The organism is Novosphingobium sp. B 225 (genome assembly GCF_002198665.1).
Lineage (GTDB): Bacteria > Pseudomonadota > Alphaproteobacteria > Sphingomonadales > Sphingomonadaceae > Novosphingobium.
In genome coordinates, this window is the sequence record NZ_MWLM01000034.1 from 48,530 (window position 1) to 73,266 (window position 24,737).

A 24,737-nucleotide genomic window follows, 5' to 3' on the forward strand; every position below is an offset into this window, starting at 1 on the left:
CCAACGTTCCGGTCACGAGCGCCCCAGCGCGGCTTCGCTCTCAGCCATCAGCTCTGCCACGATTTCCGCCGCGGGCTGTTCCCTGGTGACCATGCCGACCGACTGTCCGGCCATGACCGAGCCATTCTCCACATCGCCGTCGATCACGGCGCGGCGCAGGGCACCGGCCCAGAATTGTTCGATTTCCAGCTGCGCGGCGGCCATGTCGACCTTGCCCGCATCGAGCATGGCGGCGACTTCGCGCTGCTTGGCGGTAAATTCCTCGGTGCCCTTGTTCTTAAGCGCGCGGACCGGGATCACCGGCAGGCGCGGGTCAACCTGGACGCTGGCTTCGGCATCGCGGGCATTGGCGCGGAAGAAGGCCTGCTTGAATGCCGGGTGGGCGATGCTTTCGTTCGCGCAGGCAAAGCGGGTGCCCAGCTGCACGCCAGAGGCGCCCATTTCCAGATAGGCCGCGATCATATCACCCCGGCCGATCCCGCCAGCCACGAAGACCACGTGGTCGGCGGCCAATTCGGGCAGGAATTCCTGCGCCAGCACGCTGGTGGCGACCGGGCCGATATGCCCGCCCGCTTCGCTGCCTTCGATCACCAGTGCGTCCGCGCCGGTGCGGAGAAGCCGCTTGGCGAGTGCCAGCGTGGGGGCGAAGACCAGCACTTTGGCCCCGAATTCCTTCAGCGCCTCGACGCTGCCCTTGGGCGGGATCCCGCCTGCCAGCACTACATGGCTGACCCGGTGCCGCGCACAGACCGCGATCAGATCGAACAGCAAGGGGTGCATGGTGATCAGGTTTACGCCAAACGGCTTGCCGGTCAGCGCCTTGGTCGCGGCGATTTCAGCGTCGAGCAGTTCGGGGGTCATCGCCCCGCAGGCGATCACGCCGAACCCGCCGGCATTGCTGATCGCAGCGACCAGATGGCGCTCTGAAACCCAGCTCATCGCTCCGCACAGGATCGCGTGTTCGCTGCCAAGAAAATCGATGCCGCGCTGCATCAGCGCCCGGGTCTTGTCGTACACGCGGGGATCCCTTTTAACCGTCCGTCGCGCGCCTATAGGCAAGGCGGCGCGGTGATGCCACCCCCGATCAAGCCCTTGGCGCTTGCCGAACCGGCCCGCACAGGCCATTGAGCGGCAAGGGCAGCCGCCGGACCCGGTCCGGCGCGATCGCATCCCGTGTTTCCGCCGAGGCTTGCCCCGCTTGATTTTCCCATCCCGTCTTGCTGATCCAGACCGCCGGACCTTTGGCTCTGACCGGCCGCTCGCCTTTATCCTGGCGCTGCTGGCCGAAGCTGGGCTGATCCTGATCGCGCTGTCGATGGGCTGGGTCGCCAGCGCTCCGGACAAGCCGCAGCCGCGGGTTCTGGCCATTGCGATCAAGGCAGAACCCACCGCTGAGGCAGCCAAGCCGGCCAAGGCCGCCCGCGCCGAAGCACCTGCTGCCAGCAAGGCGGCGGTCCAGCCCCCGCAGGCGCAAAACCCGGCTCCTGCACCGCCCACCCCGGTCGCCACGCCGCCGCCGATTATCCAGATGACGCGCAGCCAGATGGCCGTGCTCGACATATCCCGCCTGCCGCGTCAGTCCGCGCCCGCCGCCCCGGCCAAGGGCTTGATGGGCCCGGCTGACATGGGCGTGCCGGGGGACAGCAAGCGGGTGGGCAGCGCCCCCAATGGCCAGCCGATGTATGCAGCAGCCTGGTATCGTGAGCCTTATCCAGAGGAATTGCGCGGTTACCTGTCGCTGGCCGATGGCCCCGGCTGGGCCCTGATCGCCTGCAAGACCGCGCCCGATTTCCGCGTCGAGAACTGCGTCGGGCTCGATGAATATCCCACTGGCTCAAACATCCAGCGCGCCGTGCTGGCCGCCGCCTGGCAATTCAAGGTCCGCCCACCGCGCGTCGGCGGGATCAGCCGGGTCGGAGACTGGGTGCGGATCCGGATCGATTACGAAGACCGGCGGCGCTGAGCCGCGGGTCTGGCGCCGCGCTCAGATCCAGCCCGCAGCCTTTAACCGGCCCGCCGCGTCGCGCGCCACCGGCACGTCCAGCCCGCCTGTCAGCCTGAGCCTGAGATTGCGACCCTCACGCGCGGTGCCGGTCACGGCCTGGTGCGCAACCCACCAGCTGCGGTGCACCTGCAGCCCGGCGATCCCGTCCAGTTCTGCCACGGCATCGCGCATCCGCAGCAAGATCAGGTGCGAACCGTGGCGGGTGTGGACCCGCAAGTAATGGTCCTCCATCTCGAGCGCGAACAGGTCATCCGCCTGGCACGGCGGAATGCGCGCCAGAAACCGCGCCCCGGGTGATGCTGCGTCGGCCGAATCGCTGCTGGCCGAACTTTCAGGCATGGTGCCCGCCCGCTCGCCCAGCACGTAGAACAGCGTGGTGACCGCTGCTCCCACCGCCAGCACATAACCGTACATCGCCAGCGCTCCGCCCAGCGAAGGCCAATGCAGCGCGCCAGGCAGTTGATTGACCAGCAGCACAACGGCGGTCATCGGCAGGCTTGCGATCAGGCAGGCAGCGACCCATGGCAGCGGTACCGGCAGGTCGAGCCGCGCGCCGATCCGGTTCGCAAGTCCAGTGATCGGACGAAAGCAGCAATAGCCGGTCCAGCCCAGCCCAAGCCAATAAACCAGCCGCACGGGAAACGGCGCAGTGAATGTCCCGAACGGGCCAAGGAAGGCCAGCACAAGTCCGATCACGCTCATGACTGTCAGGTCAATCACCACCTGCCTGAGCGAAGCCGCCCTGCTTTCAATGCCTTGCCCAGTCATGTCCCAGTGGTTCTAGCGCCCGTTCGCGCTTCGTAAAGTGGCAGCACGGCTCAGTTCGCGAAGTACCGGCGCAGTTCGCGCAGCCGCGCTTGTCTGCCGCGACGGGCGTGGCACCTGGCGGTCATTCACTGACAAAGGGGATCACCGATGACCACTGCTTCCACCCGCCTGGCAATCAACCCGCGTACCGGCTGGGCCGAACTGGAGCCCGGCCCGGCCTTGCGCGGCATGATCATGCTGGTCGGGGTCGGCTTTACCTCGCTGTGCCTGATCGCGCTGACCCGCGCCGTCGCAGGTGCGGTGCCGCAGCATGACAGTGCGCGATCGCTCGCGGTCATGCTCCACCTCGCCGCAGTGGTGCCCTGCGTTCCGCTGGGGGCATGGCTGCTGCTGAAGCGCAAGGGCACGCCTCGGCACAAGGCGCTGGGTAAGGTGTGGCTGGTGCTGATGGTGCTGACCGCACTGTCAGCGGTGTTCATCCGTGAACTCAACCAGGGCTCGTTCAGCCCGATCCATCTGTTCGTGCCGCTGACCATCTGGGGCGCGTGGCAAGCGATTGCCACGGCCCGCGCCGGGAACATTGCCAAGCACCGCCAGGGCTTGATCCGGCTTTACCTTGCTGCACTGACCATCCCGGGATTGTTCTCGTTCATCCCCGGGCGGCTGATGTGGGCGTGGTTGGTCGGTTAATCCTCGGCGTCCATGCCGTAGGCGGTGTGGAGCACGCGGACGGCCAGTTCGGTTTCGTCCTCGTCGATCAGCACCGATACCTTGATCTCGCTGGTGGAGATCGCCTGGATATTGATGCCCCGATCAGCCAGCGCGCGGAACATGGTGCTGGCCACCCCGGCATGGCTCTTCATGCCGACGCCGACGACGCTGATCTTGGCAACCTTGCCGTCGGTGATGATCCGGTTGAACCCGATCGCTTCCTTCTGTGCTTCGAGCAGGGTCTGCGCGCGCAGCAGATCGGCCGATGGCACGGTGAAGGTCACGTCGGTTTCACCTTTGTCGCGGCCGACGTTCTGGATGATCATATCGACGTTGATGTTGGCAGCGGCCAGCGGGCCAAAGATCGTCGCCACCGCACCGGGCCGGTCGGGCACGCGGGTCAGGATGATCTTGGCTTCGTTCTTGTCGGCGGCGATGCCGGTGATCAGCTGGCGTTCCATGTCCAGTCCTTCAAGTTCTTCGTCGGAAACGATCATCGTTCCGGGAATTTCGTCAGCGGGGGTCGCGTCGTCGTCGATAAAGCTGGAGAGCACCTGCACCCGCACGCCCTCTTTCATGGCGAGCGAGACAGAGCGGGTTTGCAGCACCTTCGATCCGACGCTGGCCAGTTCCAGCATTTCTTCATAGGTGACATATTGCAGCTTGCGCGCCTTGGCGACGATCCGGGGGTCGGTGGTATAGACCCCGTCGACGTCGGTGTAGATGTCGCAGCGATCGGCCTTGACCGCCGCTGCCACTGCCACGGCCGACGTATCAGACCCGCCGCGCCCCAGCGTGGTCACGCGGTTGTCCTGGGTCAGCCCCTGAAAGCCGGGGATCACGGCGATTTCGCCCGCGGCCATGCTGGCCAGCATTTCGGGGCAGTCGATGCTTTCGATCCGCGCCTTGGCGTGGGCATCGTCAGTACGGACCGGCAATTGCCAGCCCAGCCATGACCGCGCCTGGCATCCCAGCGCCTGCAAGGTCATTGCCAGCAGCCCGGCGGTGACCTGTTCACCGCTGGCGACCACGACGTCATATTCCGCCGGATCATACAGCGGGTTCGCTTCACGGCAGAAGTTTACCAGCCGGTCGGTTTCCCCGGCCATGGCCGAAACCACCACCGCCACTTCGTGCCCGGCAGCCTGCTGGCGGCGCACGATATTGGCGACGCGGCGGATCCGTTCTGACCCGGCCATCGAGGTGCCGCCGAATTTCATCACGATGCGGGCCACGCGTGTCCCACCTTTCCGCAAGAATCTTGCCGTCAGAGCCCCTCGCCCTGCGGCGCGCGCCCTGTTAGGGAGGGTGCATGGGTAATGCAACCATCTCCGCAACGATCCGGCCCGAAGAAGCCGCGCATTTTGGCAAGCTGGCGGCCGATTGGTGGGACCCAAAGGGGTCTTCGGCCATGCTCCACCGGCTGAACCCGGTCCGGCTGGGCTTCATCCGTGCCGCGATCGACGCGCACTGGCCGGACGATTCGCGCGGCGTGCGCCCGCTGGCAGGCAAGCGCGTGCTTGATGTCGGCTGCGGTGCGGGCTTGCTGTGCGAGCCGTTGGCCCGGCTGGGCGGCATGGTTACCGGGGTTGATGCAGCGGCGGAAAACATCGCGGCGGCAGTGGCCCATGCTTTGGGCGGCGGGCTGGACATCGCTTACCGCCACGGCGATCTGGCCGCCTTGGGTCTGGGGCAGTTCGATCTGGTCTGTTCGATGGAAGTGATCGAGCATGTGGCGGACAAGCAAGCCTTCGTAGCCGCGCTCGCCGCGTGCCTCGCACCGGGCGGGCTGATGGTGCTCTCCACTCCCAACCGTACCGCCAAATCGCGGCTGCTGATGGTCGAGGGCGCGGAACGGCTTGGCCTGGTGCCGCGCGGGACGCACCACTGGGAGGACTTTGTCACTCCGGATGAATTGCGCGATCTGCTGGCCGGGGCGGGGCTGACGATGGGCACGCCCAAAGGCATCGCCTGGTCACCGCTGACCGGCCTGACCCTGTCCGATGATCTTGCGCTGAATTACATCTGCGGCGTGACCGCAGGCTGACCGTTCGGCGCTGCGGGCGCTTCGGGCCGCAGGCATTCCGGCAGCAGTGCCACCACATCGACATGCCGCCCGTGCAGATCTTCGATATCGGCCTTGCGCGTGGCAAGGTACCATTGGCGTTCGGAGGCATAGAAATCCGGGCACTCTTCGCGCAGTTTGCGCAATGTGTCGTCGAATTCGACCCGATCGTCGAGCGAGCGGACCGTGCCGGTGCCCAGCGAATAGTAGGGCGTGTTGAACGGCGAGCCGCCCAGCGTTGGCAGCAACGACAGGTCCAGCATCCGCCCGGTCAGATCGCGCACCGTGGTCGGGCCGATCAATGGCAGGTACAGGTAAGGGCCGTTGCCGATCCCGTAATAGCCAAAAGTGTTGGCGAAACCGTTGCGGCGGTAGGCCATGTGGAACGGTTTGCGCTTTGCCACATCCACCAGCCCGCCCACGCCGACCGTGCTGTTGATCGCGAACCGGCCAACCGTTTTCAGCGCCTTGCCGGGCTTCAGTTGCAGCACATAGTTCACGAAGTTGATCGGTTCGGACAGGTTGTTGAGCGCATTGCGCAGCCCCTGCCGGACAGGCTTGGGCACGCCCTGTTCATAGCCGGTGGCGACCGGCCCGACCAAGGCCTTGTCGACGCCCTGCATTGCTTCGAAACTGACCGTGTTGATCCGTTCGGCCGGATCCCCGGGAGGAGGCCCCTGCCGCGCGGTGACGACGATGTCTCCTGGCGCGGCGGCCGAGACGGTTTGCGGCTGCGCAGGCGGAGCGGGAGCGGGTGCGGGTGCGGGTGCGTCCATGGGCGGCATCCCGGCATCGGGCACGGTCCCGGCCAGCGACAACGCGGCGATCAGCGCCAGGCCGCTCAAGCGCTGATCCCTTTCGCCAATGATCTGGTGATGCGACCCCGGTTCATCTCAATCCCCTGCGGCGCGGATTGGCCGGGAACAGTCCCGACCGCAGCGCCGCCGCGATCCTTGACCAGCCATGCTGAACCACGCCTTGCCGGTCAACCGCGCAACACCGATCCGCCGCTAACCGGCAAGGCGTGGTTCAGCATGGCTGGTCAAGGATCGCGGCGGCGCTGCGGTCNTGAACCACGCCTTGCCGGTCAACCGCGCAACACCGATCCGCCGCTAACCGGCAAGGCTTCGGCGATCACCGCGCGGACTTGCGCCTCGCGCTCTGCCCAGTCGCCCGAAATCCGCCGCCACGGCACGTCCGCGCGCAGCAGCATTTCCTCGGCCAGCGCTGCGAAGCGGGTGCGCAGCGGGCTCTTGCCGAAAAAGCGGGTGCCATCGTCGATCCACGGCACATCGGGTTCGAACAGCAGATAGAGGTCGGCCTTGGGATAGGCCATCAGCGCGGGCGGGACCTCGCCAAACAGCATTTCGGCCCAGGCGGCGGTCATCAGTTGATCGGTATCGAGCAGCAGCAGTGGCGGCGCAGCGGCCATGGCCAGATCGACCGCCGCCTGCTGCCCCTCGGCAATCGCCAGCAGGTCCTGCATGGCAAGGTCGGTGCCGCGTTCCTCGCAATAGGTGCGGCCGTATTCGGGCACCCACGGTACGCCAAGCTCGCGGCTGAGCTTGTCCGCCAGCACCGATTTTCCGGTGCTTTCCGCGCCGTGCAGGCAGATCCGGATCACGCCGCGCGGCTCCGCCGCTCCGCTTCGATCCACTCTTTCAGACCGACCAGGCTCATCACCAGCATCCCGCCGTAAAGCCCGGCGGTGGGGTAGAGCCCGCGGTTGATATAGAGCAGCACCGCCGCCACATCGACCGCGATCCACAGCACCCAGTTTTCGATCCGGCGGAACCCCAGCAACAATTGCGCCGCCACGCTGGCCCCGGCAATCGCCGAATCCGCAAACGGCATCGCGGCGTTGGTATAGCGGTGCATTGCCCAGCCCAGGTTGAGGCTGAGCGCGGCAGTGACCGTCAGCCAGACCACCCGGCTCGGCCAGTCCAGCCAGCGTACCGGCACCCGGGCATCATCCCCGCCGGCCTTGCGCCACAGGTACCAGCCCCACAGGTTGGCGGCGATGTAGAACACCTGCAGGCCGCTTTCGGCATAGAGCCTGCTTTCAAAGAAAATGAAGACATAGATCGACACTGACAGGATCGCGAAAGCAAAGTTCCACGGGCTGCGAAAGATCAGCAGCGCGATGTTGATCAGCCCCAGCCCGGCGGCGACCCATTCCAGCAGCTTGAGCGTTTCTGCATCGAGGATCATGCCAGCGCGGCTTTCCATTCGTCGGGTTTGAAGCCCACCAGCAGGCCGCCGGGATGTTCCACGATCGGGCGTTTGATGCAACTGGGATTGGCGAGCATCAGCGAGACTGCTTTCGCCGCATCCAGATCGGCCTTGTCGGTATCGGGCAGCTTCTTGAAGGTTGTACCCGCGCGGTTCAGCACTTTGTCCCACCCTGCCGCTGCGCACCACGCGGCCAGTTTGCCCGCATCGGCCCCGGCCTTCTTGTAGTCATGGAACGCATAGGCGATGCCCTGCGTATCAAGCCAGGTGCGGGCCTTTTTGACCGTGTCGCAGTTGGGAATGCCATAGAGGGTAACGGTCATCCGAACCCCTTTCCTTTGTCATAAAGATACAGGGTCACTGCGGAGACTTGGCTATCGGCCCATGCAATTGCTTCCTGCAGCGATACGTTTTCCAACTCGTCATAGGTTATGTCTCCTGTTGACGCGGGTACATGGTCGGAGTCTTTGATGGCATTGTCGTGAGCTGTTGCTTCGATGATTGCATTGACCTCACGCCAACGAAAGGGGCGCTTTCTTCGATCGATAATGTTGTAAATCATCTGGTCTGACCTGCTCAATCGCATGGGCGATCGTAATGATGGGTGCGAGGATTTTCGACGGTGTAGAGCGTATAGTCCTGATAATAGGCCTCGCGCCCCTTGCCCTGGATCAGGGCATGGTCGGGATGGCTGCCCCAGTCGCGCGCCGCAGCGGCATCGGCCCATTCCGACAGGGCGATAACCTCCCCGTCATCGCTGACATAGCTCTTGAACGAAAGGAATCCCGGCTGGGCCCGGGCCAGTTCCTCCATGCGCATGGCGTCGGCGCTGTAGGCGGCCTGATCAATATCGGCACGTTTGCGGTTGCGGAAGACGACGAGGAACATGCCAGCTACCTAACCATTTGTGACGCGCCTTGGGAGTGGACTTTTTACCATATCCGCGACAAAGCCGCTTCATGTCCGTCAACACCTTTGGCCGTTTGCTGCGTTTCACCACCTGGGGCGAAAGCCACGGGCCTGCCTTGGGCGCGGTGCTGGATGGTTGCCCGCCGGGGCTGGAAGTGAGCGAGGCACTGATCCAGCCTTTCATGGATGCGCGCCGACCGGGGCAGTCGAAATACACCACCCAGCGGCAGGAGCCCGATGCGGTGCGGATCCTGTCGGGGGTGTTTGAAGGGCGGACCACCGGCACCCCGATTTCGCTGATGATCGAAAACGTCGATCAGCGCAGCAAGGACTATTCCGAAGTCGCCAAAGCCTATCGTCCGGGGCACGCCGACTATGCCTATGATGCCAAATACGGTTTTCGCGACTATCGCGGCGGCGGGCGCAGTTCGGCGCGGGAAACCGCGGCGCGGGTTGCCGCGGGGGCGGTGGCGCGGCTGGTGATTCCGGAAGTGGCGATCACTGGCTATGTCTCCGAAATCGGCGGCGATCGAATCGATATGGCCAATTTCGATGCGGCGGAGATCGGCAACAACCCGTTCTTCTGCCCCGATCCGGCAGCGGCCAAACGCTGGGAAAAGATCGTCGATGATGCGCGGCTCGCCGGATCGTCGGTCGGCGCGGTGGTCGAATGCGTGGCCACAGGCGTCCCGGCAGGCTGGGGCGCGCCGCTCTATGGCAAGCTCGATGCCGATCTGGCGGCGGCGATGATGGGGATCAACGCGGTCAAGGGCATCGAAATCGGCGATGGCTTTGCCGCCGCGCGGCTGACCGGGGAACAGAACGCCGATCCGATGCGGCCCGGAAACGATGCTCCGGTTTTCACCGCCAACCATGCGGGCGGGATCGCGGGCGGGATCAGCACCGGGCAGCCGGTGGTGGTGCGCGTGGCGTTCAAGCCGACCAGCTCGATCCTGACCCCCCAGCCCACGATCACCCGCGATGGTGAAGCGACCGAGATGTTCACCAAGGGCCGCCACGACCCCTGCGTCGGCATTCGCGGGGTGCCGGTGGTGGAAGCGATGATGGCCTTGGTGCTGGCCGATCACAAGTTGCTGCACCGGGGGCAGTGCGGCCCGGCCTGAGCCAAATATCGGCCAAACCTTCAGGCCAGGGGCGGTCCGGTGCGCGTTACAGGCCCGGACAAAAAGGTTACACCCTGTCCGGGCGGTTTATTGATATTTTACAGCATTTTACGCCGAAAAAGGTGACAGAAGTGCCGTTTTTGGCGTTATTTCGCTTATAAATGTGCCCGCTGCGGCGGAAATGCGTGATGACAATGTCAAAGAGCCTGCTGAATCAGCGGCAAACTTATGACAGATCGCAGGCTTGTAGGAAAACGCGAAGTGGGGGGCTGTGCTGCACCCCCTCTCTGGGCTCTCTCCCCGTCAGGGGAGAGATACGCAGGCTTGGCAGCTTGCCGCCTAGCCGGAGTTGAGAGGGGTGCTTACCCCCGCAGCACCGCGCCCAGTTTCGCCGCCGCCGTGGTGATCCGTTCTGCAATCGCTTTCAGCTCGGCCTCATCATAGCTCTTGTCGCCCGGTTGCAGCGTCACTTCCACGGCCAGGCTTTTTTGCCCCTCGGGCACACCCTGACCCCGGAAATCATCGAACAGCCGCGCGGAGACGACGTTGGCCTTGTCCGCGCCTTTCACCGTGCGAACCAGATCGCCTGCGGGTAGCGCCACCGGCACCAGGAAAGCGAAATCGCGGGTCACGGCCTGCAACGCGGGCGGAGCATAGGCGATGCGGGCAAAGCCGCTTGCCTTGCGCGCCGGGATCGCATCGAGGAACAGCTCTACCGCCGCGACCGGGCCATCGACGTCGAAGGCCTTGAGCGTGGCAGGGTGTAACATGCCGAAGCGCGCCAGCACCACTTTGGGCCCCAGCCGCAGCGTGCCGGACTGGCCGGGGTGGAAATGCGGTCCCGCCTCACCCATGACTTGCAGGTTGTCGACCGGCGCTCCGGCTTCAGCCAGCAGTGCCAGAGCTTCGCCCTTGGCATCGAACGCGTCAAAGCTTTGCGCTTTGCCACTCGCCCAGCCGCGCGGAGTTTTTTCGCCCGCCAGCACCACGCCCAGTGTCAGCCGCTCGTCGGAATGCCCGGCATCGCCGCGCAGATAGCGGCGGCCGAGTTCAAACAGCCTCAGGCCGCTCGCCCCGCGATCGAGGTTTCGCTTGGCGGCAGATAGCAGCCCCGGCAGCAGCGAGGGGCGCATCGCCTTCATGTCCTCGCTGATCGGGTTTTCCAGGACCCACAGCCCGCCATTGCCCTCGGCAAAGTGTTCAGCCTCGGCTTCGGGCAGGAACGACCAGGTCACCGCCTCGTTCAGCCCGCGCGCCGCCGCCGCGCGCCTAACCTTGCGCTCCAGCTTCTGCGCCGGTGTAGCCGTGGGCCGGGCCACGCCGTCCATGCGCGGCAGGGGCACGCTGGCCACATTGTCCAGCCCGTGGATGCGGACCACTTCCTCAACCAGATCGGGCGCGCCGTCCACGTCCGGGCGCCAGCTGGGCACCACCACGTTCCAGCGCGCGTCGCTGGCAAAACCCAGCGCGCGCAGGATGGCGCGCTGCTGATCATCGGGGATCGCCACCCCGCCCAGCGTTTCGGCCATGGCAGGGCTATAGGAGACCACTTTGGTCCCGGCCGGCGGTTCGCCCGCGCGGATTACTTCGCTGGGCTCCCCGCCGCAGCTTTCGACAATCAGCGTGGTCAGCAGTTCAAGGCCTGCATCAAGGAAGGCCGGATCGACCCCGCGTTCAAACCGCTGGCGTGCATCCGAAGTGAGGTTCAGCTTGCGCCCGGTATCACCGATCCGGACCGGATCGAAATAGGCGACTTCCAGCAGCACGTCGGTGGTCGTCTCGCTGCAGCCCGAATGCTCACCGCCCATGATCCCGGCGATGTCATGCACGCCCTTGTCATCAGCGATCACGGTCATCGCGGAATCGAGCGTGTACTCCTTGCCGTTGAGCGCCAGGCAGGTCTCGCCATCCTGCGCACGGCGGGCAAAGATCGCGCCAGAAAGCTTGGCGAGGTCATAGGCGTGGGCGGGGCGGCCATAGGCCAGCATGACGTAATTGGTAATATCGACCAGCGCCGAAATCGGGCGCTGGCCCGCGCTTTTCAGCCGGGCCTGCATCCATTCGGGCGAAGCACCGTTCTTCACCCCGCGAATGACGCGGCCGAAGAAGGCGGGGCAGCCTGCGGGATCGTCAGTGCGGATCGGCATGGGGCAAGCGAAGCTGCCTGGCAAGGCCTGCGCGGCGATCGGTTTCAGCGTGCCCAGCCCGGCGGCGGCAAGATCGCGGGCGATCCCGTAAACCCCCATGCAGTCGGGCCGGTTGGGGGTGATCGCCACATCGAACACCGGATCGCTGCCGTGGTATTGGGCGAACGGCGTACCAACCGGCGCATCGGCAGGCAGTTCGATGATCCCGTCGTGATCCTCGCCCAGCTCCAGCTCGCGCGTGGAGCACATCATGCCGTTCGATTCGACGCCGCGAATGGCCGATTTCTTCAGCTCGAAGCCGCCCGCTGGCACCACCGCCCCGGGCAGGCCAAGCACGCCGACCAGCCCCGCCCGGGCATTGGGCGCGCCGCAAACCACTTGCAGCGGATTGCCATCACCGATGTCGACGCTCAGCACCTGCAGCTTGTCGGCATTGGGGTGGCGTTCGGCGGTCAGCACTTTGGCGACGGTGAAGCCGCTCAGCTTGGCGGCGGCGTCTTCCACGCCTTCGACTTCCAGCCCGATCGCGTTGAGCTTGGCAGCGATCTGTTCGACCGACGCATCGGTATCGAGGTGGTCCCCCAGCCAGGTCAGCGAGAACTTCATGCGCCTGCTCCCACGCCAGCGGACAGGGTGGGCACATCGAAGGCCGAGAAGCCATAGTGCCCCAGCCAGCGCGCATCGCCATCGAAGAAGGCGCGCAGATCGTCCATCCCGTATTTGAGCATGGCCAGCCGGTCGACGCCGACGCCAAAGGCGAAGCCCTGCCACTCGTCAGGATCGAGCCCGCCGGCGGCGATCACCTTGCGACCCACCATGCCGGAGCCCAGCAGTTCCATCCAGCCGTGGCCCGGCGCATCGCCGCTGCCGCCCAGCACGCGTTTGCCATTCACCAGCGCAAAGCCGACATCGACTTCAACCGAAGGTTCGGTGAAGGGGAAATAGCTTGGGCGCAGCCGCAGCACGATGTCCTCACGCTCGAAAAAGGCCTTGAGGAAGGTTTCCAGCGTCCACTTGAGGTGGCCGAGCGTGATCCCTTTATCGATCACCAGCCCTTCGACCTGGTGGAACATCGGGGTGTGGGTCGCGTCACTGTCAGAGCGATAGACCCGGCCCGGGGCGATGATCCGGATCGGGGCACCCTGTTGCAACATCGCGCGGATCTGCACCGGGCTGGTGTGGGTGCGCAGCAGCATCTTGCGCCCTTCGGCGTCCACATCCGGAAAATAGAACGTATCGTGCATCGCCCGCGCCGGGTGACTTTCCGGAATGTTGAGCGCGGTGAAATTGTGCCAGTCATCCTCAATCTCGGGCCCGGTGGCGACCGAGAAGCCCAGATCGGCGAAAATCTCTGCCAGTTCGTCGAGCACCTGGCTGACCGGGTGGATCGAACCGCGCGGGGTCTGCGCGGCGGGCAGGGTCAGGTCAACCTGTTCAGCCGCGAGCCGGGCGTCGAGTTCGGCCTGTTCCAGCGCGGCCTTGCGAATGGCCAGCGCTTCGGTCACGCCTTCGCGCAGGGCGTGGATCTGCGGGCCCACGGTTTGGCGTTCCTCGGGCGAAAGCGCGCCCAGCGTTTTCAGCAGCGCCGAGACCGAGCCTTGCTTGCCCAGAAATTCGACCCGCAGTTTCTCCAGCGCGTCAAGATCGGGCGCGGCGGCGATGCGCGCCTGCGCTTCCTGTGCTGTTGCTGCGTAGTCCACGGTTTCCGGCTTCCATCAATTGCAAATCGGGAACCCGCGCCTTTAGCGGCGCGGGCGGCGGAGTCAAAACGGCATTGTCAGGCTGCAGTCGCGCTGGGTTCGGGCTCGGTCCCCTCGGGACTGTCGAGCGTCTGCACAGCCGCCCCGTGCGCCCGCGCGCGTTCGCGGATGAATACGTCCAGGATCGGGTGCCCGGCCTGGGCATATTCGCGCGGGGTCTGGCCCATGAATTCATGAAAATCGCGCACGAATTGCGCCTGATCGTGGTACGACCAGTCCATCGCGCCGATCCATTTGAGCGAGGGATCGAGCATGAATTGCGCCAGGCTGCGCATGAAACGCTGGCGGCGCAGCAGCTGCTTGGGCGAAAAACCAAAGTGCCGCGCGGTCAGCCGTTCGATCGTGCGCTGGCTGGTGCCGACCTGGCTTACCAGCCGGGCAACGCTGGCCACTTCGGGATCGATCATCGCCGCGTGGATCGCCAGGATCCGCTCTGCATCGCGCTCTCTCACCCGGGGCAGGCTGCGGAAAAAGGCGATGAACTGCGCGAGTTCGGCCTGGACATCGCCGGGGGTGCCGCAAAGCCGGTCGGCCAGCGGGGCAAAGTGGGCAAAGCTGGCGTGGCGGTCCCCATTGCAGACCAGATTGGCGTGATCGCCCGCACTGGCCCGCACGAACCGCGCCCAGCCCAGCGGTAAAAGCCCGACGCCCCACATCCGGGTGGTGCCCAGCGTGAAGTCGATCTTGCGGGTGGTCGGCCCCGAGGCGACAAAGCGCGCACCCGCAACCTCCCCGCCGGGCGCGATCGCCGCACGCGGGGTGGCTCCGGCGAAGAACCGCAGTCCGCCCCATTCGGGGTGCAAGGCGTCGGTCACGGTCTGGCCGGGCGGCACGGTGATTTCAGTGTGATAGAACGTGGTGAAGTAGCGCCGCAGGTCATCCGGCGGCGGATAGAACCGCACCCTCACTGATAGATCCGACGACACCGAAGGTTCCTTCCCCCGTTCTTCGGCCAAGGCATGACACGCGCCGCAGCCGCTTGGCAAGGGGGTCAGGGCTGGTGCAGCGCCTGCACTGCGGCCCCGGCCGCTGCCGCGCGGGCCTGGGCGGCGGCCCGCAGTACCGGGTGATCCAGCTGGGCATAGGCGCTTGGGCTCATTCCCATGAAGCGCTTGAAATCACGCACGAAATGCGCCTGATCAACATATTGCCAATCGAGCGTTCTAATCCAGGTCAGCGAAGGATCGAGCATGAATTGCGCCAGGCTGCGCAGGAACCGCTGGCGGCGCAGTAGCAGCTTGGGCGAAAATCCGAAGGCCTTGAGGCTGAGCCGTTCCAGCGAGCGCGGTGACAGGGCCAGGCGATCTGCCAGATCCCCCACCGTTGCCACTTCGTTATCCAGCAGCGCGCCATGTGCGGCGCGGATCCGGGGTTCATCCTCGCTCGTCGGGCGGCGGCCCAGCTCTTCCAGCAGATAGGCGTCGATCCGGGCGGCTTCGGCGGCCGGATCGCTCTGGTCAGTAAAGGTCAGGTCATAGAGCGGAGTGAACGCGGCATAGGTCGGGTCGGTCCGGGCGTCGGTAAACTGGTCGGCATGATGCGCGGCTTCGCCGCTGCACAGCCGGGCCCAGCCCAGCGGCAGCACGCCGATCCCCCAGATTCGCGCTGGCCCGGTGATAAAGTGGGTCGCCTGGCAAGTCGGCCCGGTGCCGATCATCGCGGCTGGTTCGCGCAGCGCCTCGTTGCCGATCGCGGCCTGCCAGTTTGGCGTGTGGGTCAGCCGGACATTGGCCCATTCGGGATGGAGCCAGTCCTGCACAGTAGTTCCTGCAGCTCCGCGCACTTCGGTCAGGTAATAGGTTGAAATATAGGGGGCCAGCGCCGGGGAAGGCATGAAGAAACGCACCGTGACGGCATCGCCGACGTGCTGGCTCGACATTTTTGGATCCCCTGAACCTGGCCCTGAACGGTGCAAATTCCACCACAGCGCAGCCAGATTGGCGGTATCGTGCAACAAGGGCAAGCATTGGGAACGATCTCAGTGTCCTAATTCGAGCAAGTCTTTCAGTTCAAACGAAAAGGGGCGCAGCCGGTGGTCCGGCGCGCCCCTTGTTCATTGGCATTCCTTGCCCGGGCCAGAGAATCAGGCCGGCAGGGCAGCCTTCGCCTGGGCGATGACGGCCGCAAAGACGCCGCCTTCGTTCATCGCCAGATCGGCCATGGCCTTGCGGTCCAGCTCGATCCCGGCCAGCTTGGTGCCGTGGATGAACTGCGAATAGGTCAGGCCTTCGGCGCGGACAGCCGCGTTGATGCGCTGGATCCACAGTGCGCGGAAAGTCCGCTTCTTAACCTTGCGGTCGCGGTAGGCGTACTGGCCGGCCTTTTCGACCGCCTGACGGGCAACGCGGATCGTGTTCTTGCGACGACCGCGATAGCCCTTGGCCTGTTCCAGAATATTCTTGTGCTTGGCGCGGGTGGTAACACCCCGTTTGACGCGTGCCATAATTCAGTACTCCTCAGCTCAGCCTAGCCCGTAGGGCGCCCACTTCTTGATCGTCTTCGCATCAGCGTCAGAGATCGTGTCGGTCCGGCGGTGTTGACGGATGTACTTGGCATTGTGGCTGATCAGCCGGTGGCGCTTGCCGACGGCGCCGTGCTTGATCTTGCCGGTTGCCGTGAGCTTGAAGCGCTTCTTCACGCCGCTCTTGGTCTTGAGCTTGGGCATTTTCGTCTCCTCAATGAAGACACGTCCGATCCGCCTTGGCAGCCCTGTTGGCCAGGCCGATCATCGAATCCGTGTCGGTTGAAGGGCGGGCCCCTAATGGCGAATCGGTGGGAGTGCAAGCTCTAAGCGTCGCGCAGGCCGCGGAATTGCTCGAATCCTTGCGCGGTCAGCCAGTCGCGAAAGCTGCCGCCGGGGATCGGTTGCGATCCAGCAGGCAAAGGACGGTTCCAGACATAGGTCTGCGCTTCGCCCCCGCCTGCCAGCAGCATGGCTTGGCGGACATAGAGCGAGCCTGCCGGATCACCCGGATCGAGATCCTCATAAGCGTCCATTCGCGCAAGGTCTGCGGGAGTAAAGTGCGCGCGGGCGCGATAGACTTTACCGTGAACCTGTCCGCCTCCCGGAACCAAGGCGGGAAACCACCCTTGCGCATCGGGGATCGCATGAAGGTCGCCCGCAACCTGCGCCGGGCCGAGCGGGTCGAGCAGCGCATGAATGTCCTGCGCGACCGGATTGTCACTGCCGTCGAGCAGGGTGCCGTAAAAGAAAAAGTGCATTGGCTGACCTATGCCAGCCCCAACACGATCTCCAGCAGCTTCTCCGGCTCATCGCCCATCACGTCATGCCCGCCGCCCACTTCGTGCAGCTGCCAGGCGGAATCGCCTTTCACTTTGTCCCGAAAACGCGGGAAAGGGGTGGGCTGCCACTCGCCGGCAAAAATGTAGGTGTGGCGCGGCACTTTGGCTTCTTCGCCAGTGAAGTGCACTGGCTCCAGCAAGGTCAGCAGCGGATGACGGCCAAACCGCGGATTCTTCAGCAGCTCAACTCCGCCAATCGGTGCGACCAGCCCGGGGGTGTCTTTTTGTGTGTCGATGTACCAGCGGTGTTCGTAATCGCCGGTAATATCCCACAGCGACTGCCCGTCAGCAGGCAGGAAAGCATCGATATAGCACAAGGCATCGATCCGCGCGCCCAGCCGGGTAGCGACCCCGGTGATCACCATCCCGCCATAGGAATGGCCGCACAGCACGAACCGGTCGAACCCCTCTGCCTCGATCTGGCCCACCACGTCGCGGACATGGGTGGACAGGTCGATCGCGGGATTGAGGCCGTCCTTGCGGGTGCCAAGCCCCGCCAGCTGCGCAACCAGCACTTTGTGCCCGCGCTCTTTGAGTTCGCGTGCCAGCCGGTCGTATGACCACCCGCCGCCCCACGCGCCGTGAACCAGGACATAGTTCGCCATCAACCTCTCCCCATGTGCCGCTGCGGGATTGCCGAGGTGGTCAGGCGCAAAGGCCCAGCGCTCAGATCCCGTGCTTGACGTTGTATTCCTGGATCCATTCAAGCGTCTTGGTCATGCCGCCGAACGGATAGAAGTGCAGGCGCACCCGGCCATGTTCATCACCCAGCCCGCGCGCGAACTGATTGACCAGCTTGTCCGGCCCGGCCGTGCCGAGCAGGTTGGTGACCGAGATGCCGTACTTCTTGAGCACCGCGGTCGATGCCCCCACGCCGCAGCGTGCGGCATAGGCGAGCAGGCGCTTGATCCCGGCGGGGCCGGGCACGCCCATCCGCACCGGGCATTCAATCCCGCGCGCGCGCAATTCCTTGAGCCAGGCGAGGCAAGCGTCCGGATCGAAGCTGAACTGGGTGACAATCAGCGCTGCCATGCCGCGAGCTTCGATTTCGCGGACCTTGGCATCCAGCACGGCCCAGCATTCCGCCTCGGTCATGTTCGGGTGGCCTTCCGGATGACCGCCCACGCCGATAGCCTGCACGCCCGAACGCTCGAACGCGCCGGTCTTGATCAGGGCCATGGTGTCCCAATAGGGGCCCTGCGGCTCAGGCGGATCGCCCGCAACGATGAAGCAGCGCTTGACCCCGGCCTGTTCAACCACGGCTTTGAGGTAACCTTCAAAATCATCCTCGGACGTGATTCGCCGCGCTGAAAAGTGCGGCATCGGTTCAAATCCCAGCTCGCGCACCGCCACGGTGGCGGCGACGCGGGCGGCCAGCTCCTCGCCGGGAAGATAGGTGATCGCCACCGGGGTGTCCGCCGGGATCAGGGGTGCTGCTTCGCGCAGCGACCCCTCATCCTTGGCGGTCATTTCCAGGCTGAACCCATCGGTGATACCGGCGGGGGCCTTGTCCCAATTGGGGTGGATCAGTTCGGCTGCCTTGGCCATTGGCCTCTCCTCCCGTTCAGCCTTACAGCCCCTGCGAGCGCCAGCCTTCCTGATAGGTTTCGCGCGCCACCCGGCTGTAGGGCACGGGCGAAACGATCGCGCGGACTGACAGCTGCTTGTGCGGTTCGACCGTGGTCTTGCGGGTGCCGCCGTCCGGCTCACCCCAGACCACGCGCACTTCGCTGCCGAACGGCACCGAAGGATCGATCGTGGCCAGGCTCAGCGCCTGCTTTTCGTTGTAGGAGAAGCCGGTGAACATCGACACGCCCAGCAGCTTGCCATCGGCATCGGTCACCGCGTCATAATTCGACGAGGCATAGTTGGCGAGCGGGACGTCGAAGAACTTGTAAGCCTCGCCGTCCGGGTTGAACATCGATGCCATGATCTTGGCCATGTCTTCCGGATGCCAGGCCAGCGTCACCTTCTTGCGCTGCTTGGCCGGATCGACCTGTTCCAGCGCCTCGCGGCCATGGAAGTCATGGTCGAACTTGACGAAGCCGCCGTAACCCAGTTCCCACGGGTTGAGGTAATAGTCCTCGATCTTGTCCGACACGAACGAGCCGCCGATCGAGCCGGTGGCTTCGTAGCTGTCAGCGCCGAGCCATTCACGAAAGCCCTTGAGCTTGTCGCCGGTATAGATCGCGGGCAGCGGGCTGGGGATCCAGCCGGATTCCAGCGTGTTCGACGGATAGGCACGGCTGCCGCAGGGGATCAGGCCGAATTCCTTGCCCGCTTCCAGAATCGCGGCGCGAATCTCTTCCTGTTCGGCATAAGGCCCCCAGATTTCGAGGCCCGGCGCGCCCGACATGCCGTGGCGCAGGGTGCGCACGGTCTTGCCGGCGATGTTCATGGTGCTCATGTTGAAGAACTTGAGCTGTTCGAGCGGCCCGCCGTGGAGCTTTTCGATCACATTCCAGGCATTGGGGCCCTGGATCTGGAAACGCCATTCCTTGCGGGTGACGGGCTTGCCCATCGGGCGCATCGGCGAACGGTCGTCCAGTTCGATCTCAACGTCATAGCCGCCGGTCGCGCCGTGATAGCGCAGCCAGTTGCTGGCCGGCGCGCGGCCGACATAGGTGAAGCTTTCTTCTTCTTCCCAGAAGATGATGCCATCGCCGATCACGTGGCCATAGGGGGTGGTCGGGACGTATTGCTTGGCCTTGTTGACGCTCCAGCCCTTTGAGCTGTTGATCATCGTGTCGGAGAGCAGCTTGGCCGCATCCTTGCCGCGGATGTACAGGTTGACCATGTGGTGCGACTGATCGAACAGCACCGCGCTGTGCTGCCAGGCCCACTGTTCAGATCGCCAGTTGGAGAATTCCGGCGCAACCACCGGATAGACGTAAGCACCCAGCTGCGAATTGCGCAGCATGTCGACGATGTTGCCCTGACTGGCGAGCAGTTGATCAAGATTGGTGGCGGCCATTGTGCCCCGACTCCTCTCCGGTTGAATTTTGTATGCAGTGCATACTATATTTTGTTATCAGTGCAAACGAAAAGCGCCGTCACCCCGGGGTGACGGTTCAATGGGAGCAATGCCAATGTCCGAGGTTCAGATCCTCACCCTGTCCTGCCGCGATCGCGCCGGAATCACTGCCCGCGTCACGGGTTATCTGTTTGATAAGGGTGGAAACATCCTGGAAGCGCAGCAGTACAACGATTCTGCCGGTGGGCAGTTCTTCATGCGCGTCGAATTCGATCCGCAGGCGGGCGATATGGCCGCGATTCGCGCCGGGTTCGAACCATTGGCGGCCGAATATGGCATGACCTGGCAACTCCGCGCCAAGGGTGCGCGGCGCAAAGTGGTGCTGATGGTCAGCAAGTTCGACCACTGCCTGGGCGACCTGCTGTACCGCAACCGCATTGGCGAACTGAACATGGAGGTCGTGGCGATCATCGGCAACCATCCGCGCGAAGCGCTGTCGATCTCGCTGATCGGGGACGTGCCCTATCACCACTTCCCGGTCACCAGGGACACCAAGGCCGCGCAGGAAGCGCAGATCAAGCAGGTGGTGACTGCAAGCGGGGCCGAACTGGTGGTGCTGGCACGCTATATGCAGATCCTGTCGGACGATCTGGCCGCGTTCCTCTCGGGCCGGTGCATCAACATCCATCACAGCTTTCTGCCCGGCTTCAAGGGCGCCAAGCCCTATCATCAGGCCCACGCCCGCGGGGTAAAGATGATCGGCGCGACCGCGCATTACGTGACCGCCGATCTCGATGAAGGGCCGATCATCCATCAGGACGTCGAAAGCGTGACCCATTCGGACGCGCCCGAAGACATGGTCCGCAAGGGCCGCGACGTGGAACGCCGGGTTCTGGCCGAAGCGGTGCGGATGCATCTGGAAGACCGGGTGTTGCTCAACCACGACAAGACGGTAGTGTTCAAAAGCTAGCGCAGGAGACGGCCCATGCAGGTCAATGCACTCGATCACGTCAACATCATCACCGACAATCTTGACGGCACCTGCGCGTTTTACGCGGACCTGCTTGGGCTCGATCGCCGCAATGCGCCGCCGCCGCTGACGCCTGAGACCGCACAGTGGATGTACGACAAGGCGGACAAGCCGATCCTGCACATCAATTCGACCGACTGTATCCGCGCCTATGACCGCGAGGTCCAACCCGGCGCGCTGACCGGGGCGGTGCATCACGTTGCGCTGAATTGCACCGGTTATGACGAAGTGATCCGTCGGATCGAGAGCCGGGGCCTGGATTACCAGACCAACCACATCACCGCGATTGGCCTGCGCCAGGTGTTCACCGCCGATCCGAACAATGTGCTGCTGGAATTGAATTTCTTCGGGGATTAAGGCGGCAGATCCTCCCCATTTTCACGCAGTGCAAATGGGGAGGTGGCATTCGCGTAGCGAATGACGGAGGGCTAAAGGCCTCGCCGCAAACCCCTCCGTCTCGTCCTTTGGACGATCCACCTCCCCATTTGTGGCCTTCGCCAAAAATGGGAAGGATCATTCAGATGGGCCGTTCCCCCGCCATCGTGGTTCGGTACATCTCCCGCCGGAACCCGTCGTAATCGTTCGCCGCGAGGTGCAGCGCGGCGCGGTTGTCCCACATGGTGACCATACCCGGCTCCCAGCGCAGCCGCGCGGTGAAGTGGTGCTGGGTGATGTGGCGGCTCAGCATGTCGAGCAGCGGGATGCTTTCAGTTTGCGTCATGCCCTCGATCCCAACGGCATAGACCTCGTCTAGATAGAGCGACAATTCGCCCGTCATCGGATGCGTGCGGACCAGCGGGTGGGCGTTGCCTTCGAACGCGGCCGCGCGCGCGGCTTCGCTGGCAAAATTCAGCTCCTTGCCGTCGGCCTGCTTTTGCGTCCAGGCGTTGCTGACCGCGCTCATCCGCACTTGCAGGGGCCGCAGCATGGCCTGCATCGCCGGGCTGAGCATCCGGTATGCCAGCGCGGTATTGGCCCAGACGGTATCCCCGCCCCACGGCGGCACTTCCACGCTGCGCAGGATCGTCACCCCGGGCGGTTCGGGCAGGAACGGGCTGTCGGTGTGCCAGCCCGATCCGAACAGGCCCTTGCTGCGCGCATCGGCTTCCTTGATCAGCGGCTGGACATTGACGTGGCCGGGCACGCCATTGGTATAGGCATCGGGCGCGAAGGGGCCCCAGCGCAGGGCGAAAGCCTCGTGCGCGGCATGGTCCATGTGTTGCTGGCGGGCATAGACCATCTTGTGCCGCCACAGCGCGTCCTGCACTTCGGCAAAGGCCGCTTCGCTCAGCGCAGTCAGGTCGAGGCCCACCAGTTCCGCCCCCATCGCGCTGGCCAGTGGCCTGACCGTGATGTGCGAATAGGCCCGCGGCGCATTGTCATAGCTGCCTGCAGGGCTGAGCCGTACTTCGCGCATTGCCGCTCTCCTCTCAGGCGGGAATAGCCCCGATCAGCGCCTGTGCCAATTCCACCGGGCAGCAGAGATAAGGGCTGTGATCGCTGTGCAGTGTTACCACTTTCGCGCCGGTGCTCATCGCCTGCATCTTGCGCTGGCTGGTGATTGGGATCGTGCGGTCTTCGGTGCATGCGACATAGGTGCGCGGCAGGCGGCCCCAGCGCTCAGGTGTGACCCGGATCGGGGTGGAACGCGGCCCGTGCGGTTCTGCCAGCAGGCGTGGCAGCGCGGCAGCGACCAGTTCGGGCGGTGAAAGCTGGGCAAACACCGCCCCGGCCTGTGCCGGATCGACCATTGTGCCCGCGCCGTTCGCGACTGGACTGATCAGTGCGTCGAAATCCGGCGTCGGATCTTCCAGCGCCTTGAACGCCGCGCGGCTCATCCCGTCGGGCAGCATCATCGCGCAGATGTAAACCAACGCATCGATCGCCTCGGGCGCTTGCTCGGCGGCGGTGCTGACCACCAGCCCGCCGCGTGAATGGCCCGCCAGCACCACCGGCGCTCCGCCAAGCTCTGCTTTCAGATCAAGGCATTGCTGCGCAGCATAAGCGCCCCAGCCCTGCAGCGTAACGCCGCGCAGTTCCGCCTCGTCCCCGCCCATTCCGGGCAGGGTCGGCGCGACTACGGTGTGGCCTTTGCTGCGCAGCAATGCTGCAACAGGATCAAAGCACCAGCCGCCGTGCCATGAACCATGGATCAGGACAAAACCGGCCATGGCGTCAGCGCACGTGGCCCGACCAGGTGCGCAGTCCCGGCGCAGTGCGGTCTTCGCTCTTCAGCGCTTCAGCCACCGCGGGGCGGGCGGTGACCCGCTCGCGCCAATCGATTAGCCGGGGGTATTTCGCCGCTACTTCCAGCTCGGGGAACATCCGCTCCACCATCATCCCGCAGTGCGAATAGAAATTGATGTCCGCCAGGGTATAGGCGTTGCCCGCGAGCCAGCGGGTTTCCCCAAGCTGCTTTTCGACCTTTTCTAGGGCATAGACGATCTTGTCGGTCGCGCCCGCCAGATCCGCCTCGGACCAGCCGGAGCGGGCGGTGGCCCATTTCTTGCGCTGGTCGGGCAGGGGGATGCTTTCCAGCAGCTTGTCGAATTCCCCGCTGTCGATGTTGCGGGCGATCACCCCGACCATGCGGTGCCAGCCGTGCATCGAGACGTAATTCATCACGTGCTCGTCCACGAACTTGTTCCAGTACCGCATCCGCGAAGCACCCAGCGGATCGCGCGGGCGCAGTGGGCCATCGGCGGGCTGGGCATCGGGAAAGGCGTCTTCAAGATATTCGTTGATCACTGTGGTGTGAGTAATGATCGTGCCGTCGTGGTCGAGCACCGGCACCTGCCCTTCCGGATTGATCGCTACGAACCACGGCTGATGCTGCTCAAATTTGTGCAGATCGACATAGCGGCTTTCATAGGCCAGCCCCTTTTCCTTGAGCGGGACCATCGATTTCAGCGAATTGGCCAGTGGTTCGGCGTGGTAGTATTTGAGGGTCATCGGTCTATCTCACTGCGAGGGTGCCAAGCACGCCGCCATCGACGGCAAAGCTTTGCCCGGTGACGTGACTGGCGCTGTCGGACAACAGGAAGGCGGCCACTTCGGCGGTCTCTTCGGAAGTCCCCACCCGCCCCTGCGGGACATTGGCGGCCAGTGCGGGCAGCTGTTCGGGCGGCACGCCATCGAGCAGCGGGGTGGCGATGAAACCGGGGATCAGGCAGTTGACCCGCACCCCGTGCGGCGCGGCTTCCAGCGCGGCGGCGCGGGCCAGGCCCAGCACGGCGTGCTTGCTCATCACATAGGCGACGTTCAGGGCCATGCCGCGCTCGCTCGCCAGGCTACCGGTGATCAGGATCGCCCCGCGCCCGCGCGCCTTCATCGCCCCCAGCACGTGGCGCACCGCCCAGAACGGCGCCAGCATGTTGACCGCCATCAGCTGCTCGAAATTGGCATCGCTATAGGCTTCGAGCGGGGCGAAGGTGCCGCCGGTCCCGGCGTTGAGGAACAGGCCGTCGATCGGCCCATGCTGCGCGACCGCGCTGTCGAGCGCAGCGGTCAGCGCCGCCTGATCGCCGACATCGGCGGCGGTCCACTTCGCCCTGTCGCCCAGCTCGGCGCACAGCTCCTGCAGCAGGTCGGCACGCCGGGCAATCGCGCTCACTTTCGCGTCGCCCGCCACCAGCCGCACCACGGTGGCGCGGCCGATCCCAGTCGAAGCGCCGGTGACGACGATGTGCTGGCCGGTAAAGTCCATCGA

At 64.7% G+C, this 24,737-nt stretch carries 29 protein-coding genes; 6 read left to right on the forward strand and 23 right to left on the reverse strand.

Annotation, left to right across the window (positions count from 1 at the left end):
* Positions 1-12: 12 nt before the first annotated feature.
* A complete protein-coding gene (locus tag MNBBLIKP_RS05165) occupies positions 13-993 on the reverse strand; it encodes an NAD(P)H-dependent flavin oxidoreductase (RefSeq protein ID WP_254912926.1) in 981 nt (326 codons plus the stop codon).
* 205 nt (positions 994-1,198) lie between these two features.
* On the opposite strand from MNBBLIKP_RS05165, the gene MNBBLIKP_RS05170 reads away from it, so the two are divergent.
* Positions 1,199-1,963 carry a hypothetical protein gene (locus MNBBLIKP_RS05170; RefSeq protein WP_254912918.1) on the forward strand — a complete coding sequence of 255 codons (765 nt, stop codon included), beginning with the start codon at positions 1,199-1,201 and terminating at the stop codon, positions 1,961-1,963.
* A 21-nt stretch (positions 1,964-1,984) separates the two neighbouring features.
* On the opposite strand, the gene MNBBLIKP_RS05175 is transcribed toward MNBBLIKP_RS05170, so the two are convergent.
* Positions 1,985-2,773, reverse strand: a complete 789-nt coding sequence (locus tag MNBBLIKP_RS05175) for a LytTR family DNA-binding domain-containing protein (RefSeq protein WP_088308157.1) — start codon at positions 2,771-2,773, stop codon at positions 1,985-1,987.
* 147 nt (positions 2,774-2,920) lie between these two features.
* Here MNBBLIKP_RS05175 and MNBBLIKP_RS05180 point away from each other — a divergent pair, with 147 nt between their 5' ends.
* Positions 2,921-3,463, forward strand: a complete 543-nt coding sequence (locus tag MNBBLIKP_RS05180; protein WP_088308159.1) for a DUF2306 domain-containing protein — start codon at positions 2,921-2,923, stop codon at positions 3,461-3,463.
* On the opposite strand, the gene MNBBLIKP_RS05185 is transcribed toward MNBBLIKP_RS05180, so the two are convergent.
* Positions 3,460-4,719 carry an aspartate kinase gene (locus MNBBLIKP_RS05185; RefSeq protein ID WP_088308161.1) on the reverse strand — a complete coding sequence of 420 codons (1,260 nt, stop codon included), beginning with the start codon at positions 4,717-4,719 and terminating at the stop codon, positions 3,460-3,462. The genes MNBBLIKP_RS05180 and MNBBLIKP_RS05185 overlap by 4 nt on opposite strands.
* 77 nt (positions 4,720-4,796) lie before the next feature.
* Here MNBBLIKP_RS05185 and ubiG point away from each other — a divergent pair, with 77 nt between their 5' ends.
* On the forward strand, positions 4,797-5,531 hold the full coding sequence (gene ubiG, locus MNBBLIKP_RS05190) for a bifunctional 2-polyprenyl-6-hydroxyphenol methylase/3-demethylubiquinol 3-O-methyltransferase UbiG (protein WP_088308163.1): 735 nt from the start codon (positions 4,797-4,799) through the stop codon (positions 5,529-5,531).
* Here ubiG and MNBBLIKP_RS05195 read toward each other — a convergent pair.
* From MNBBLIKP_RS05195 to MNBBLIKP_RS05220, 6 genes are all read right to left on the reverse strand, one after another.
* A complete protein-coding gene (locus tag MNBBLIKP_RS05195; RefSeq protein WP_088308165.1) occupies positions 5,504-6,394 on the reverse strand; it encodes an MlaA family lipoprotein in 891 nt (296 codons plus the stop codon). The two genes, ubiG and MNBBLIKP_RS05195, sit on opposite strands and share 28 nt — an antisense overlap.
* Before the next feature lie 242 nt (positions 6,395-6,636).
* Positions 6,637-7,173 carry an AAA family ATPase gene (locus MNBBLIKP_RS05200; RefSeq protein WP_088308167.1) on the reverse strand — a complete coding sequence of 179 codons (537 nt, stop codon included), beginning with the start codon at positions 7,171-7,173 and terminating at the stop codon, positions 6,637-6,639.
* Positions 7,170-7,760: a nicotinamide riboside transporter PnuC gene (pnuC, locus tag MNBBLIKP_RS05205; RefSeq protein WP_088308169.1), complete on the reverse strand. Its 591-nt coding sequence runs from the start codon at positions 7,758-7,760 to the stop codon at positions 7,170-7,172. The genes MNBBLIKP_RS05200 and pnuC overlap by 4 nt, the downstream gene beginning before the upstream one ends.
* Positions 7,757-8,104 carry an arsenate reductase gene (locus MNBBLIKP_RS05210; RefSeq protein ID WP_088308171.1) on the reverse strand — a complete coding sequence of 116 codons (348 nt, stop codon included), beginning with the start codon at positions 8,102-8,104 and terminating at the stop codon, positions 7,757-7,759. The genes pnuC and MNBBLIKP_RS05210 overlap by 4 nt, the downstream gene beginning before the upstream one ends.
* Positions 8,101-8,343, reverse strand: coding sequence for a hypothetical protein (locus tag MNBBLIKP_RS05215; protein ID WP_088308313.1), 243 nt, complete (start codon positions 8,341-8,343; stop codon positions 8,101-8,103). Before MNBBLIKP_RS05215 ends, MNBBLIKP_RS05210 begins: the two co-directional genes overlap by 4 nt.
* A 14-nt stretch (positions 8,344-8,357) precedes the next feature.
* Positions 8,358-8,669, reverse strand: a complete 312-nt coding sequence (locus tag MNBBLIKP_RS05220; RefSeq protein WP_088308173.1) for an antibiotic biosynthesis monooxygenase family protein — start codon at positions 8,667-8,669, stop codon at positions 8,358-8,360.
* Positions 8,670-8,740: 71 nt separating this feature from the next.
* Here MNBBLIKP_RS05220 and aroC point away from each other — a divergent pair, with 71 nt between their 5' ends.
* The gene (gene aroC / locus MNBBLIKP_RS05225) at positions 8,741-9,814 is read left to right on the forward strand and encodes a chorismate synthase (protein WP_088308175.1); all 1,074 of its coding nucleotides are present in this window, start codon (positions 8,741-8,743) and stop codon (positions 9,812-9,814) included.
* A gap of 362 nt (positions 9,815-10,176) precedes the next feature.
* Here the strand turns inward: aroC and pheT are convergent, their stop codons facing one another.
* The 10 genes from pheT to ligM all read right to left on the reverse strand — a co-directional run bounded on the left by pheT (position 10,177) and on the right by ligM (position 19,998).
* Positions 10,177-12,567 carry a phenylalanine--tRNA ligase subunit beta gene (gene pheT, locus MNBBLIKP_RS05230; protein ID WP_088308177.1) on the reverse strand — a complete coding sequence of 797 codons (2,391 nt, stop codon included), beginning with the start codon at positions 12,565-12,567 and terminating at the stop codon, positions 10,177-10,179.
* Positions 12,564-13,661: a phenylalanine--tRNA ligase subunit alpha gene (gene pheS / locus MNBBLIKP_RS05235; protein ID WP_088308179.1), complete on the reverse strand. Its 1,098-nt coding sequence runs from the start codon at positions 13,659-13,661 to the stop codon at positions 12,564-12,566. Before pheS ends, pheT begins: the two co-directional genes overlap by 4 nt.
* Before the next feature lie 77 nt (positions 13,662-13,738).
* A complete protein-coding gene (locus tag MNBBLIKP_RS05240; protein ID WP_254912919.1) occupies positions 13,739-14,647 on the reverse strand; it encodes a helix-turn-helix domain-containing protein in 909 nt (302 codons plus the stop codon).
* Positions 14,648-14,712: 65 nt separating this feature from the next.
* Positions 14,713-15,600, reverse strand: coding sequence for a helix-turn-helix domain-containing protein (locus tag MNBBLIKP_RS05245; protein WP_088308181.1), 888 nt, complete (start codon positions 15,598-15,600; stop codon positions 14,713-14,715).
* A gap of 204 nt (positions 15,601-15,804) precedes the next feature.
* The gene (rplT, locus tag MNBBLIKP_RS05250) at positions 15,805-16,164 is read right to left on the reverse strand and encodes a 50S ribosomal protein L20 (protein WP_088308182.1); all 360 of its coding nucleotides are present in this window, start codon (positions 16,162-16,164) and stop codon (positions 15,805-15,807) included.
* An 18-nt stretch (positions 16,165-16,182) separates the two neighbouring features.
* Positions 16,183-16,386 (reverse strand): 50S ribosomal protein L35, encoded by a 204-nt coding sequence (gene rpmI, locus MNBBLIKP_RS05255; protein WP_088308183.1) that lies wholly within the window; start codon positions 16,384-16,386, stop codon positions 16,183-16,185.
* Between the two features lie 122 nt (positions 16,387-16,508).
* Entirely contained in the window at positions 16,509-16,943 is a 435-nt protein-coding gene (locus tag MNBBLIKP_RS05260; protein ID WP_088308185.1) for a gamma-glutamylcyclotransferase family protein, read from the reverse strand.
* Between the two features lie 8 nt (positions 16,944-16,951).
* Positions 16,952-17,629, reverse strand: coding sequence for an alpha/beta fold hydrolase (locus MNBBLIKP_RS05265; protein WP_088308186.1), 678 nt, complete (start codon positions 17,627-17,629; stop codon positions 16,952-16,954).
* A gap of 61 nt (positions 17,630-17,690) precedes the next feature.
* Positions 17,691-18,572 carry a methylenetetrahydrofolate reductase gene (locus MNBBLIKP_RS05270; protein ID WP_088308188.1) on the reverse strand — a complete coding sequence of 294 codons (882 nt, stop codon included), beginning with the start codon at positions 18,570-18,572 and terminating at the stop codon, positions 17,691-17,693.
* Between the two features lie 22 nt (positions 18,573-18,594).
* Positions 18,595-19,998 (reverse strand): vanillate/3-O-methylgallate O-demethylase, encoded by a 1,404-nt coding sequence (gene ligM / locus MNBBLIKP_RS05275; RefSeq protein WP_088308190.1) that lies wholly within the window; start codon positions 19,996-19,998, stop codon positions 18,595-18,597.
* 115 nt (positions 19,999-20,113) lie between these two features.
* Here ligM and purU point away from each other — a divergent pair, with 115 nt between their 5' ends.
* Positions 20,114-20,968 carry a formyltetrahydrofolate deformylase gene (gene purU, locus MNBBLIKP_RS05280; RefSeq protein WP_088308192.1) on the forward strand — a complete coding sequence of 285 codons (855 nt, stop codon included), beginning with the start codon at positions 20,114-20,116 and terminating at the stop codon, positions 20,966-20,968.
* Positions 20,969-20,983: 15 nt separating this feature from the next.
* Positions 20,984-21,385, forward strand: coding sequence for a VOC family protein (locus MNBBLIKP_RS05285; RefSeq protein ID WP_088308194.1), 402 nt, complete (start codon positions 20,984-20,986; stop codon positions 21,383-21,385).
* Positions 21,386-21,545: 160 nt separating this feature from the next.
* Here MNBBLIKP_RS05285 and MNBBLIKP_RS05290 read toward each other — a convergent pair whose 3' ends face one another.
* The 4 genes from MNBBLIKP_RS05290 to MNBBLIKP_RS05305 are packed head-to-tail and all read right to left on the reverse strand — an operon-like array spanning position 21,546 to position 24,734.
* Entirely contained in the window at positions 21,546-22,445 is a 900-nt protein-coding gene (locus MNBBLIKP_RS05290) for a TauD/TfdA dioxygenase family protein (RefSeq protein WP_088308196.1), read from the reverse strand.
* A 13-nt stretch (positions 22,446-22,458) separates the two neighbouring features.
* Complete coding sequence (locus MNBBLIKP_RS05295) at positions 22,459-23,199, reverse strand: alpha/beta fold hydrolase (RefSeq protein ID WP_088308198.1); 741 nt, start codon at positions 23,197-23,199, stop codon at positions 22,459-22,461.
* A 4-nt stretch (positions 23,200-23,203) separates the two neighbouring features.
* Positions 23,204-23,980 carry a glutathione S-transferase family protein gene (locus MNBBLIKP_RS05300; protein WP_088308200.1) on the reverse strand — a complete coding sequence of 259 codons (777 nt, stop codon included), beginning with the start codon at positions 23,978-23,980 and terminating at the stop codon, positions 23,204-23,206.
* A 4-nt stretch (positions 23,981-23,984) separates the two neighbouring features.
* Positions 23,985-24,734, reverse strand: coding sequence for an SDR family NAD(P)-dependent oxidoreductase (locus MNBBLIKP_RS05305; protein WP_088308202.1), 750 nt, complete (start codon positions 24,732-24,734; stop codon positions 23,985-23,987).
* Positions 24,735-24,737: the final 3 nt, after the last annotated feature.

Coding starts and splice junctions, on each gene's coding strand:
- MNBBLIKP_RS05165 (WP_254912926.1), bottom strand. CDS start 993: ATGCAGCGCGGCATCGATTTTCTTGGCAGCGAACACGCGATCCTGTGC.
- MNBBLIKP_RS05175 (WP_088308157.1), bottom strand. CDS start 2,773: ATGACTGGGCAAGGCATTGAAAGCAGGGCGGCTTCGCTCAGGCAGGTG.
- MNBBLIKP_RS05180 (WP_088308159.1), top strand. CDS start 2,921: ATGACCACTGCTTCCACCCGCCTGGCAATCAACCCGCGTACCGGCTGG.
- ubiG (WP_088308163.1), top strand. CDS start 4,797: ATGGGTAATGCAACCATCTCCGCAACGATCCGGCCCGAAGAAGCCGCG.
- pnuC (WP_088308169.1), bottom strand. CDS start 7,760: ATGATCCTCGATGCAGAAACGCTCAAGCTGCTGGAATGGGTCGCCGCC.
- MNBBLIKP_RS05210 (WP_088308171.1), bottom strand. CDS start 8,104: ATGACCGTTACCCTCTATGGCATTCCCAACTGCGACACGGTCAAAAAG.
- MNBBLIKP_RS05215 (WP_088308313.1), bottom strand. CDS start 8,343: ATGATTTACAACATTATCGATCGAAGAAAGCGCCCCTTTCGTTGGCGT.
- MNBBLIKP_RS05220 (WP_088308173.1), bottom strand. CDS start 8,669: ATGTTCCTCGTCGTCTTCCGCAACCGCAAACGTGCCGATATTGATCAG.
- aroC (WP_088308175.1), top strand. CDS start 8,741: ATGTCCGTCAACACCTTTGGCCGTTTGCTGCGTTTCACCACCTGGGGC.
- pheT (WP_088308177.1), bottom strand. CDS start 12,567: ATGAAGTTCTCGCTGACCTGGCTGGGGGACCACCTCGATACCGATGCG.
- MNBBLIKP_RS05245 (WP_088308181.1), bottom strand. CDS start 15,600: ATGTCGAGCCAGCACGTCGGCGATGCCGTCACGGTGCGTTTCTTCATG.
- rplT (WP_088308182.1), bottom strand. CDS start 16,164: ATGGCACGCGTCAAACGGGGTGTTACCACCCGCGCCAAGCACAAGAAT.
- rpmI (WP_088308183.1), bottom strand. CDS start 16,386: ATGCCCAAGCTCAAGACCAAGAGCGGCGTGAAGAAGCGCTTCAAGCTC.
- MNBBLIKP_RS05260 (WP_088308185.1), bottom strand. CDS start 16,943: ATGCACTTTTTCTTTTACGGCACCCTGCTCGACGGCAGTGACAATCCG.
- MNBBLIKP_RS05265 (WP_088308186.1), bottom strand. CDS start 17,629: ATGGCGAACTATGTCCTGGTTCACGGCGCGTGGGGCGGCGGGTGGTCA.
- MNBBLIKP_RS05270 (WP_088308188.1), bottom strand. CDS start 18,572: ATGGCCAAGGCAGCCGAACTGATCCACCCCAATTGGGACAAGGCCCCC.
- ligM (WP_088308190.1), bottom strand. CDS start 19,998: ATGGCCGCCACCAATCTTGATCAACTGCTCGCCAGTCAGGGCAACATC.
- purU (WP_088308192.1), top strand. CDS start 20,114: ATGTCCGAGGTTCAGATCCTCACCCTGTCCTGCCGCGATCGCGCCGGA.
- MNBBLIKP_RS05285 (WP_088308194.1), top strand. CDS start 20,984: ATGCAGGTCAATGCACTCGATCACGTCAACATCATCACCGACAATCTT.
- MNBBLIKP_RS05290 (WP_088308196.1), bottom strand. CDS start 22,445: ATGCGCGAAGTACGGCTCAGCCCTGCAGGCAGCTATGACAATGCGCCG.
- MNBBLIKP_RS05295 (WP_088308198.1), bottom strand. CDS start 23,199: ATGGCCGGTTTTGTCCTGATCCATGGTTCATGGCACGGCGGCTGGTGC.
- MNBBLIKP_RS05300 (WP_088308200.1), bottom strand. CDS start 23,980: ATGACCCTCAAATACTACCACGCCGAACCACTGGCCAATTCGCTGAAA.
- MNBBLIKP_RS05305 (WP_088308202.1), bottom strand. CDS start 24,734: ATGGACTTTACCGGCCAGCACATCGTCGTCACCGGCGCTTCGACTGGG.